This is a genomic window from Hydrogenophaga sp. (assembly GCF_018780075.1).
Lineage (GTDB): Bacteria > Pseudomonadota > Gammaproteobacteria > Burkholderiales > Burkholderiaceae_C > Hydrogenophaga.
In genome coordinates, this window is sequence record NZ_JADMKB010000130.1 from 22,526 (window position 1) to 29,232 (window position 6,707).

Sequence of the window (6,707 nt, forward strand, 5' to 3'; positions counted from 1 at the left end):
AGGATGATCATGTTTGAACTGAAGAAACTGACCCTGGCGCTGGGCCTGTCTGCTGTGGCGATGGCCTCGCAGGCCGCCGGCACGCTGATTTTCTGTTCCGAGGGCAGCCCGGAGGGTTTTGACACCGCGCAATACACCGGCGGCAACACCTTTGACGCCGCCGGTCACGCCATGTTCAACCGCCTGACGCAGTTCAAGAAGGGCGGCACCGAGGTGGAGCCGAGCCTGGCGCAATCCTGGACCGTGTCCCCCGACGGCCTGATCTACACCTTCAAGCTGCGCAAGGGCGTCAAGTTCCACACCACCGACTACTTCAAGCCGGGCCGTGACATGACGGCCGACGACGTCATCTTCACCTTCGAGCGCATGGTCAACAAGGACCACCCGTTCAACAAGGCGTATCCGGCCCAGTTTCCCTACGCCTCCGACGTGGGCCTGGAGAGCAACACCGCATCGGTGACCAAGACCGACGACCTGACGGTGGTGATCAAGCTCAAGCAGCCCGACCCCGATCTGCTGGTCAAGATCGCCATGCCGTTTGCCTCGATCCTGTCCAAGGAATTTGCCGACAAACTGGTGGCCGAAGGCAAGGCCAGCATGATCAACCAGCAGCCCATTGGCACGGGCCCCTTCGCGCTGCGCCGCTATGAGAAGGACGCGCAGATCCGCTACGTCAAGCACAAAGACTACTGGAACGCCAAGAACGTGCTGGTGGACAACCTGATCTTCGCCATCACCACCGACGCCTCGGTGCGCTTCCAGAAGCTCAAGGCCGGTGAGTGCCACATCATGTCCTACCCGAAACCGCAGGACATTGCCGCCATGAAGGCCGACCCCAAGCTGAAGATGGACACGGCACCGGGCTTCAACATCGGCTACCTGAGCTACAACACCGAAAAGGCGCCGCTGAACAAGGTGGAGGTGCGTCAGGCGCTGGACATGGCGATCAACCGCAAGGCCATCATCGACGCGGTGTACCAGGGGCAGGGCCAGGAAGCCAGCAACCCGTTCCCCGCCTCGCTGTGGTCCTACAACGCCAAGCTGAAGAACGCCGCCTTCAATCCTGAAAAGGCCAAGGAGTTGCTGAAGAAGGCCGGCGTGGCCGAAGGCACCGAGATCACCCTGTGGGCCATGCCGGTGCAGCGCCCCTACAACCCCAACGCCAAGCTGATGGCCGAGATGATCCAGGCCGACTGGGCCAAGGTGGGCATCAAGGCCAAGATCACGCAGTACGAGTGGGGCGAGTACCTCAAGCGCCTGAAGCAAGGTGAGCACGACACCGGCCTGATCGGCTGGACCGGCGACTACGCCAGCCCCGACAACTTCCTGGGCGTGCTGCTCACCTGCGAAGCCATCGGCGGCTCCAACTACGCGCGCTACTGCAGCAAGGAATTCGACGGCTACACCCTCAAGGCGCGCAACAGCGTGAACCTGAAAGAGCGCACTGACCTGTACATGAAGGCACAGGAGGTGTTCAAGAAAGACATGCCTTGGTCCACCATCGCCCACTCCACGGTGAACCAGCCCATGCGCAAGGAGCTTTACGGCTTCAAGATCAGCCCGTTTGGCGACTACAGCTTCGAAGGTGTCGGGGTCAAATAAGGCCCACCTCTGCGCCGCCTGCGGCGTCACCCCCTCAAGGGGGCAACGCGGTGCGGCCCGGCTGAGCCGGTTCCGCCGCGTTCTGGGTGGTTCGGCTGCAGGCTCACTGCGTGTAGCCTGCAGCGCCTGGGGGCAATGCTCGCGGCCTGACGATGCCGGGCTGCTCGTGTTCTTCGGGCAGCCGCTCCGGTGCAATTGCGGGCGTCAAGCTTTTGACGTCCGCTCTTCTCTACGCAGTCTGAAAACAACAAGGGGTGCTCCCTCATGCTGAGATACCTCCTCAAGAAGTTGCTGGTGCTGATCCCCACGATCCTGGGAGTGACGCTGCTGACGTTTTCGCTGATCCGTCTGATCCCCGGCGACCCGGTCGAAGTGATGGTGGGCGAGCGCACGCTCAACCCGGAGCTGCACGCCGCCGCCCTCAAACGCCTGGGTCTGGACCAACCGCTGTATGTGCAATACGGTCGTTATCTCGGGCAACTGGCGCGGGGCGACCTGGGGCAGTCGCTCAAGACGCAGTCTCCCGTGTGGAGTGAATTCAAGGCCCTGTTTCCGGCCACGCTGGAGCTGGCGCTGTGCGCGCTGCTGCTGGCGCTGGTGCTGGGTCTGATCGCGGGGGTGCTCGCGGCGGTCAAGCGCGGCAGCTGGCTGGACCACACCGTCATGACGGGCGCGCTCACCGGCTACTCCATGCCCATCTTCTGGTGGGGCCTGCTGCTGATCCTGATCTTCTCGGTGGGGCTGGGCTGGACGCCGGTGTCCGGCCGGCTCGACCTGATGTTCGACGTGCAGCCGCAGACCGGCTTCATGCTCATCGACGCCTGGCTGGCCGAGCGCGCCGACCCCGAGCTCAACAGCGGCGCGCTGTGGGACGCGGTGCGCCACCTGATCCTGCCGGCCATCGTGCTGGGCACGATTCCGCTGGCGGTGATCGCGCGCATGACGCGCTCTTCCATGCTGGAAGTGCTGCGCGAAGACTACGTGCGCACCGCGCGCGCCAAGGGCCTGTCGCCCATGCGTGTGATCTTCGTGCACACGCTGCGCAACGCGCTCATCCCCGTGCTCACCGTGGTGGGGCTGCAGGTGGGCACGCTGATGGGCGGCGCGGTGCTGACCGAAACCATCTTCTCCTGGCCGGGCATCGGCAAGTGGCTGATCGACGCCATCGGCCGGCGCGACTACCCCGTGGTGCAGAACGGCATCTTGCTTGTGGCCACGCTCGTTGTCGTCACCAACTTCATCGTGGACCTGCTCTACGGTGTGGCCAACCCTCGCATCCGGGTGCAAGCATGAGCCCCCACGCTCCGCCGCTGCCCCCCAAGGGGGCTGATCCGGCTTGGGGCGGCCCGGCGCCGGATCGTCACTCACTCCACCGCTGCGCGGAGATCTTTGAATGAACTTAGCTGAATTCTGGCGAGCCTTCTCGCAAAACAAGGGCGCCGTGGCCGGCCTGGTGTTCATGTCCATCGTGGGCATGCTGGCGATCTTCGCGCCCTGGGTCGCACCGCACGACCCGATCGAGCAATACCGCGAGCACTTCCTGCAGGGCCCGGTCTGGGCCGGTGGCACCAGCCAGTTCCTGCTGGGCACCGACGAGCTCGGTCGCGACTTGTTTTCGCGCCTGATCCACGGCGCGCGGCTCTCGCTGCTGGTGGGCCTGGTGTCGGTGGTGCTGGCGATGATCCCGGGCGTGATCCTGGGGCTGGTGGCTGCGTTCGCCGGCAAGTGGGTGGACGCCGCCATCATGCGCGCCATGGACATCGTGATGGCCTTGCCCTCGCTGCTGATGGCGGTGGCCATCATGGCGATCCTCGGCCCCGGCCTGCTCAACGCCATGATCGCCATCGCGCTGGTGTCGCTGCCGGCCTATGTGCGGCTGGTGCGTGCGTCGGCCATCGGCGAGCTGCAGCGCGACTACGTGACCGCTGCGCGCCTGTCGGGTGCGCGCACGCTGCGGCTCATGTTCGTGACCGTGCTGCCCAACTGCACCGCGCCGCTGATCGTGCACGCCACCATGAGCTTTTCCGCCGCCATTCTGGAGATCGCGGCGCTGGGCTTCCTGGGGCTGGGCGTGCAGCCGCCGTTGCCCGAGTGGGGCACCATGCTCGCCTCGGCGCGCGACTACATCGAGAGCGCCTGGTGGGTGGTGACGCTGCCGGGCCTGACCATTCTGTGGTCGGTGCTCGCAATCAACCTGGTGGGTGATGGGCTGCGCGACGCGCTCGACCCCAAACTCAAGTCAGCAACATGAAACACCCCCGCCGCGCTTCGCGCGACCCCCTCAAGGGGGCAACGCTGGCGGCCCGGCAAAGCCGGTTCCGCGGCGTTCTTGGCTCAGACATCTCGCGCCGGTGAAGGTGCAACCCTTGAGAGATTTGGCATGAGTCTTCTTGAAATCAAAAACCTGCGCGTCGAATTCGGCGCCAGGGGCCGTGCCTTTCGCGCGGTGGACGGGCTGGACCTGCAGCTGGACCAGGGCCAGGTGCTGGGCATCGTGGGCGAGTCGGGTTCGGGCAAGTCGGTAGCGATGATGGCCGTCATGGGCCTGCTGGCCGGGCAGGGCCACGTCGGCGCAGATCGCCTGCGGTTCGACGGCAAGGACCTGCAGACCATTTCAGACCGCCAGCGCCGCAAGATCCTGGGCAAGGACATGGCCATGATCTTCCAGGACCCCATGACCTCGCTCAACCCGAGCTTCACCGTGGGCTTCCAGATCGAGGAGGTGTTGCGCGAACACATGGGCCTGCGCGGCGCGGCCGCCAAGGCGCGCGCCATCGAGCTGCTGCAGATGGTGGAAATCCCCGGGGCTGCGCAGCGGCTGGAGAGCTACCCGCACCAGTTTTCCGGCGGCATGGCGCAGCGCGTGATGATCGCGATGGCGATCGCCTGCCACCCCAAGCTGCTGATCGCCGACGAGCCCACCACCGCGCTGGACGTGACCATCCAGGCCCAGATCATGGAGTTGCTGGTGCAGCTGCAGCGGGCGCACAACATGGCCCTGATCCTCATCACGCACGACCTGGCCGTGGTGGCCGAGGTGGCGCAACGCGTCGCGGTCATGTACGCGGGCCAGGAGGTGGAGCAGGGCGCCGTGGAGCGCCTGTTCACCGCACCGGCACACCCCTACACCCACGCGCTGCTCAGCAGTGTGCCCGAGCACAGCCGTGGCGCGCGCCGCCTGCACACCCTGCCCGGCATCGTGCCCGGCCAGTTCGATCGGCCCGCGGGTTGCCTGCTTTCGCCGCGTTGCCCCAAGGCCCAGGAACGTTGTCACATCGAACGCCCCGAGCTGCTGGCGCAGGGCGACGGTCTGGTGCGCTGCTTCTACCCCATGACGGCGCAGGAGACGCTATGACCGCCACCCCGATGACCGCGCCCACGGCGCCTGTGATGCAGGCCGAATCACTGACGCGCCATTACGGCGTGTCGCAGGGCTTCATGAAACCGAAGGTCACGGTCAAGGCCCTGGTCGACGTGTCGTTCACGCTCACGGCCGGCCAGACCCTGGCCGTGGTGGGCGAGTCCGGCTGCGGCAAGAGCACGCTGGCGCGCCAGCTCACGCTGATCGAGCCACCCACCGACGGCCGTCTGCAGGTGGGCGGCGAGTGGGTGCAGCCGGGCGACCGCGCGCAGTACAAACGCCTGCGCAGCCAGGTGCAGATGGTGTTTCAGAACCCCTACGCCTCGCTCAACCCGCGCCAGAAAATCGGCCACCAGATCGGTGAGCCGCTGCTGCTCAACACCACGCTCAGCGCCAGCGAGCGCAAGGCCAAGGTGTTGGCGAGCCTGGAGCGCGTGGGCCTGCGCCCTGAACATTACGACCGCTACGCCCACATGTTTTCCGGCGGCCAGCGCCAGCGCATCGCCATCGCTCGGGCCATGGTGCTGCAGCCCAAGATCCTGGTCGCGGACGAGCCCACCTCGGCGCTCGACGTGTCGATCCAGGCGCAAGTGCTCAACCTGTTCATGGATTTGCAGGAGCAGTTGCAGACCGCCTATGTGTTCGTCTCGCACAACCTCGCGGTGGTGGAGCACATCGCCAACGACGTGATGGTGATGTACCTGGGGCGTGTGGTCGAAGCGGGGCCGAAGGCCACCATCTTCGCCAACGCGCTGCACCCCTACACACAGGCCTTGCTCTCGGCCACGCCGTCCATCGACCCGGCGCAGCGCCAGAAGAAGATCAAGATCCACGGCGAACTGCCCAGCCCGCTGAACCCACCCTCGGGCTGCGCGTTTCACAAACGCTGCCCGAAGGCGGATGCGCGTTGCGAGAGTGAGCTGCCTTTGTTGCGACCTCTGGAAGGCCGGCAGGTGGCTTGCCACCACGTTTGAGTCTTCTGGGTTTGAGTCGGGCTTTGCCTTGCCTTCGGCTCTCGTGTCGGGTGGGCAGGGGCAGGTGGTCCGGGTGCTCGTTCTCCGTCCCACCTCTCGGGCGTCTGCCCGGGCACGCTGGCGTTGCTTCGTCAACGCCGTGGCTGCGCGCCAACTCTGTGGCAACCGCGAATGGGGACTGCGCCCGCTCACCCAAAACACCTGCCCCCGAAGTGATGGCCGAGCGAATCTGCAGGCACGCCCACCTGTCTTTGAGGACGATGGTGGCTCCCCTGGGCGCAGGCCCCATTCGCCGTTGCCACAGAGCTTGCACGCTGTGACGGTGTTGACGCGATAGCGGCAGCGATCAGGTCCGCCCGACGGCGAGCGTGGGCCGGAGAACGGGGGTGACGCCATCGGCCTGCGCGAGGTGCCGGACCCACCTTTCCCCGGCCCCGAGGCTCAGACGTTGAACTGCAAAGCCGCCAACCCCGCGTACACCCCACCCTGCGCCACCAGCTGCGCGTGCGTGCCTTGTTCCACCAGCCGCCCATGGTCGAGCACCACGATGTGGTCGGCCTGCTGCACGGTGGCCAGGCGGTGGGCGATGACCAGGGTGGTGCGGTCTTTCATGGCCGACTCCAGCGCGGCCTGCACCATGCGCTCGCTCTGCGCGTCCAGCGCGCTGGTGGCTTCGTCGAGCAACAGCAGCGGCGGGTTCTTCAACATGGCGCGGGCGATCGCGATGCGCTGGCGCTGCCCGCCCGAGAGCCGCACGCCGCGCTCGCCCA

General features: G+C 66.1%; 6 protein-coding genes. 5 read left to right on the forward strand and 1 reads right to left on the reverse strand.

Going from position 1 to position 6,707, the window contains the following annotated elements; all coding sequences use genetic code 11:
* Positions 1-9 precede the first annotated feature (9 nt).
* The 5 genes from IV088_RS20815 (at position 10) to IV088_RS20835 (ending at position 5,937) form a co-directional block, all read left to right on the forward strand.
* Positions 10-1,602 (forward strand): ABC transporter substrate-binding protein, encoded by a 1,593-nt coding sequence (locus IV088_RS20815; RefSeq protein WP_291105858.1) that lies wholly within the window; start codon positions 10-12, stop codon positions 1,600-1,602.
* Positions 1,603-1,866: 264 nt separating this feature from the next.
* Positions 1,867-2,895, forward strand: a complete 1,029-nt coding sequence (locus tag IV088_RS20820) for an ABC transporter permease subunit (protein WP_291105859.1) — start codon at positions 1,867-1,869, stop codon at positions 2,893-2,895.
* A 100-nt stretch (positions 2,896-2,995) separates the two neighbouring features.
* Complete coding sequence (locus IV088_RS20825; protein WP_291105860.1) at positions 2,996-3,853, forward strand: ABC transporter permease subunit; 858 nt, start codon at positions 2,996-2,998, stop codon at positions 3,851-3,853.
* A 129-nt stretch (positions 3,854-3,982) separates the two neighbouring features.
* A complete protein-coding gene (locus IV088_RS20830; RefSeq protein ID WP_291105861.1) occupies positions 3,983-4,957 on the forward strand; it encodes an ABC transporter ATP-binding protein in 975 nt (324 codons plus the stop codon).
* An 11-nt stretch (positions 4,958-4,968) separates the two neighbouring features.
* Positions 4,969-5,937, forward strand: coding sequence for a dipeptide ABC transporter ATP-binding protein (locus IV088_RS20835; protein ID WP_291105863.1), 969 nt, complete (start codon positions 4,969-4,971; stop codon positions 5,935-5,937).
* A gap of 441 nt (positions 5,938-6,378) precedes the next feature.
* Here IV088_RS20835 and IV088_RS20840 read toward each other — a convergent pair.
* The coding region (locus IV088_RS20840) for an ATP-binding cassette domain-containing protein (RefSeq protein WP_291105862.1) at positions 6,379-6,707 on the reverse strand (329 nt) is incomplete at its 5' end.